3 protein-coding genes, 1 tRNA gene and 1 pseudogene are annotated in these 4,121 nt (G+C 58.0%); 1 reads left to right on the plus strand and 4 read right to left on the minus strand.

Features of this window, described 5'->3' with window-relative positions:
• The 4 genes from htpG to DBR30_RS14965 all read right to left on the minus strand — a co-directional run.
• On the minus strand, nt 1–1,826 hold a 1,826-nt coding region (gene htpG / locus DBR30_RS14950; RefSeq protein WP_375135852.1), incomplete at its 3' end, for a molecular chaperone HtpG.
• Nucleotides 1,827–1,994: 168 nt separating this feature from the next.
• A complete protein-coding gene (gene recR, locus DBR30_RS14955) occupies nt 1,995–2,597 on the minus strand; it encodes a recombination mediator RecR (protein WP_042062229.1) in 603 nt (200 codons plus the stop codon).
• Nucleotides 2,598–2,970: 373 nt separating this feature from the next.
• Nucleotides 2,971–3,058 (minus strand) — tRNA-Ser (locus tag DBR30_RS14960).
• A gap of 134 nt (nt 3,059–3,192) precedes the next feature.
• Nucleotides 3,193–3,648: a YbjN domain-containing protein gene (locus tag DBR30_RS14965; RefSeq protein WP_005337119.1), complete on the minus strand. Its 456-nt coding sequence runs from the start codon at nt 3,646–3,648 to the stop codon at nt 3,193–3,195.
• A 158-nt stretch (nt 3,649–3,806) separates the two neighbouring features.
• Between DBR30_RS14965 and DBR30_RS22270 the strand changes: the two are divergent.
• Nucleotides 3,807–4,121 (plus strand): annotated as a pseudogene (locus DBR30_RS22270) (flavohemoglobin expression-modulating QEGLA motif protein); the annotation flags it as partial.

Below are 4,121 nucleotides of genomic sequence, written 5' to 3' on the forward strand. Positions count from 1 at the left end.
TGCAGCAGGGTGACCCACTCGCCAAACAGCGCCTCGTCTTCGATGGTGTCGAGTTTCTTCACCAGCGCATGGTCAGGGTTGAGCTCCAGAATGTACTTCTGCTCCGGTACCGGCTGGCCGGCCGCGCGCATCAGCTTGATCATCTGGGTGCTCATACCGTAGGCGTCGGTGACGATGCAAGAAGGTGAGTCGGTCAGACGGTGAGTGACACGCACCTCTTTCACTGCATCGCCCAGGCTCTTCTTGACCCGCTCCACCAGACCGGCGTTGGCCTTCTCGGCATCGATCTGCGCCTGCTTGGAGGCTTCGTCTTCCAGATCGCCGAGATCCAGTTCGCCACGGGTGACGGAGATAAGCTGCTTGCCGTCGAACTCGGTCAGGTGGCTCATCAGCCACTCGTCCACGCGCTCCCACATTAGCAGCACTTCGACACCCTTCTTGCGGAAGATCTCGAGGTGCGGGCTGTTCTTGGCAGCGGCATAGGAGTCAGCAGTGATGTAGTAGATCTTCTGCTGGCCTTCCTTCATGCGACCAACGTAATCCTCGAGAGAGACGGTCTGGGCTTCGCCCTCGCCAGCGGTGCTGGCAAAGCGCAGGAGCTTGGCGATCTCTTCGCGGTTGGCGTAATCCTCGGCCGGGCCCTCTTTGAGCACGTTACCGAACTCTTTCCAGAACTTGGCGTACTTCTCTGCATCGTCTTTCGCCAGCTTGGAGAGCATGGTCAGCACGCGCTTTGAGCAAGCCTTGCGCAGAGAGGCAGTCACCTTGTTGTCCTGCAGGATCTCGCGGCTGACGTTGAGCGGCAGATCGTTGGAGTCCAGCACCCCTTTGACGAAGCGCAGGTAGGTCGGCATAAACTGCTCGGCGTCATCCATGATGAAGACGCGCTGTACGTAGAGCTTCAGACCGTGCTTCTGCTCGCGGTTGTAGAGGTCGAACGGTGCGCGGGCCGGTACGTAGAGCAGGCTGGTGTACTCCTGCGCCCCTTCCACACGGTTGTGACCCCACAGCAGCGGATCTTCAAAGTCGTGGGCGACGTGCTTGTAGAACTCCTGATACTCCTCGTCCTTGATATCTTTCGGGTTGCGGGTCCACAGTGCAGTGGCGCGGTTGACCTGTTCCCACTCGCCCGGGGTGCCGACGATGGTTTCGCCATCCTCTTCCCGATCCGGGGTTCCCTCTTTGAACATCTCTACCGGCACGCTGATGTGATCGGAATATTTGCTAACCACGGAGCGCAGACGCCAGTCGTCGAGGAACTCGTCCTCTTCGGCACGCAGGTGCAGGATAACGTCGGTACCGCGACCGGCTTTGGTTACGTCAGCGACGGTGAAGGAGCCTTCGCCTTCCGATTCCCACTGTACGCCCTGCTCCGGAGCAGTACCGGCGGCGCGGGACACCACGGTCACCTTGTCGGCCACGATAAAGGCGGAGTAGAAACCGACCCCGAACTGACCGATCAGCTGGGAATCCTTGCCCTGATCGCCGGAGAGGTTTTTGAAGAATTCTGCAGTGCCGGACTTGGCGATGGTACCCAGGTGCTCGATCACCTGATCACGGGTCATACCGATCCCGTTATCGGAGATGGTCAGGGTACGCTTCTCTTTGTCCACCACCAGACGCACACGCAACTGGCCGTCGTTTTCGAACAAAGAGGCATCGGAAAGCGCCTTGAAGCGCAGCTTGTCCGCCGCATCGGATGCGTTGGAGATCAGCTCGCGCAGGAATACTTCTTTGTTGGAGTAGAGGCTGTGAGCCATCAGGCTCAGCAGTTGTTTGACTTCAGTCTGAAAGCCGTGGGTTTCGGCATGAACACTTTGGGTCATGGACCAATCCTCAGAAACATCGGGTTGAACATATGCCCAACCTAGATGGGGACAGCGATCCAAATATCAAGGGGGCGAATGTGCAATCCTGCTCATTTGCCCCCTGCTGGCGTGTAACCGCCGATTTTATGTTCAGTTTTTCGCGACTTGCCTGCTGCCACCCGCCCCTTACTTGAGGCGCTGGCGCCCCATCAGGGAATGGGAGAGCGTGGTGCCATCCACCAGCTCCAGCTCGCCCCCTACCGGCACCCCGTGGGCGATGCGACTCACCTCTACCCCGGCATGACGGGCCATGTCGGCGATATACCAGGCGGTGGCATCCCCTTCGATGGTGGGATTGGTGGCGAGGATCAGCTCGCTGATGTGCTCATCCTTCAACCGGCGCTCCAGAATATCGAGCCCCAGTTCCTCCGGGCCGATGCCGTCCAGTGGCGATAGATGGCCCATCAGCACGAAGTAGCGGCCGGAAAACTGACCGGTCTGTTCGATGGCGGCCACGTCCGCCGGACTCTCCACCACGCAGAGCAGGCCGTTCTCTTCGCGCTTGGGATTGGCGCAGATATCGCAGCGATCGTTCTCGGTAAAGGTGCGGCAGTGGCTGCAGTGGCCGATCTCGGTCAGAGCACGAGAGAGCAGCTGGGCCAACCGCAAGCCGCCGCTGCGCTCGCGCTCGAGCAGGGTAAAGGCCATCCGCTGGGCAGACTTGGGCCCCACCCCCGGCAATACCTGCAGGGCTTTCATCATCTCATCGAGCAGGGGACTGAACTTCATAACACACCTCACACTGGCCAACCCGCACCACTCTCTCGATAACCGCGGGTCAGCTGAACTGGATAACGCCATTGGCGCAGGACTATACCCGAGCCAGCCCCCCATCGCCATCGGCTTGCCCACAGCGCTAGCAAAAACGCGGATAGCAAAAAGCCCTGATGGAAACATCAGGGCTTTTCAATCTGACAGTGCACTGTGGCGGTGCGCGCCAAATTCGCAGCAGCAAATCACTGACTATTCTGCATGGCCACTTTATTAAGACGAGCCGCGACACCGAACAAACCAAGCGAGGTTTATCGCTTCGCACTGCCAGCACCACATCAAGATGGCGCTTATAAACAAAAAACCGACCATCAGGTCGGTTTTTGCAATTTGGCGGTGAGGGAGGGATTCGAACCCTCGATACGTTGCCGTATACACACTTTCCAGGCGTGCTCCTTCAGCCACTCGGACACCTCACCAAATTTTGGCCTGTGGTTTAACGTGTTCAGCCAACACGGTGTTCGCTACGCTGTTGCGCTGGAACGGGGCGTAATTTAGGGGAAAGCCCCGCCCGCGTCAATGGCTTTTTTCACCTGACGAACCGTTCGAACACTTAATGCACAGATTCCGGTGCAACCTGGATTTCCGGCAGGTTGAGGAAGCCGGAACGTTCGCATTCGGCAACCAGTTCGTGGGTGGCCGCGATGGTGCTTTGCACGAACAGCAGGAACTGCTCGACGCTGAGTCCGGCTTTGGTAAAGACGGTGTGACCGACCACCAGCCGCGGCAGGTTGTCATCGATGATATCGAGGAACACCTTGAGGGAGGGGTACTGCATATTGAGTCGGCCCAGTTCGGCAACCAGCGGCAGCATTGCGGAGGGGCGCACTTCCAGCTCGGAGGAGAACAGCAGGCCTTCCTCTTCCACGAAGATCCGGCTCTCCTGAATACCATCGACCGACTGCAAAGAGACAATGTGGATACCGTGACACTGGTCGCAGACATAGTGCTCGATACGAGCTTGTTGCAACCAACGCATTATCATTTCGGAGCTGGGGATATTCATCATTTCCACGACAAGATTGGGATCAAGGGGCGCAGTCTAAACCAATTTGCTATCAACAAAAAGCACGCCAACCCGATAACCCTGCGGCTCGCTTCTTTTTGGCAAGCGCTATGCATATACTCAGCCAAATCCACGATGACGCTTGCCCCACAGGGGGCCCCATGACTATCCAAGAAAAGTATCGCCTTCATCTGAAATCACTCTCGGATGAGCTGCTCATCCTGCAAAAACCCATCCGCATTCTGGATGCCATCAAATGGCCACGCCATCTGCAGGATCGCTTTCTGGCAAGCGGTGGCAGGGAGCTGCCCGCTATCGACAGGCACTTCTATGATTCCCTCCCCCTCGGCTTCGATCCGCGCAACAAGTATCTGGAGCTCAAGGAGCTGCGGGACCGGATCCGCAGAAAGCTGGGGCCACAGGACGATCTTGGCCGGATCCTGCAAGAGACGGTCGATCAGTACATGGTAGTGATC

The organism is Aeromonas sp. HMWF017 (assembly GCF_003061465.1).
Taxonomy (GTDB): Bacteria; Pseudomonadota; Gammaproteobacteria; order Enterobacterales; family Aeromonadaceae; genus Aeromonas; species Aeromonas veronii.

Coding starts and splice junctions, on each gene's coding strand:
- DBR30_RS14965 (WP_005337119.1), bottom strand. CDS start 3,648: ATGATGAATATCCCCAGCTCCGAAATGATAATGCGTTGGTTGCAACAA.
- recR (WP_042062229.1), bottom strand. CDS start 2,597: ATGAAGTTCAGTCCCCTGCTCGATGAGATGATGAAAGCCCTGCAGGTA.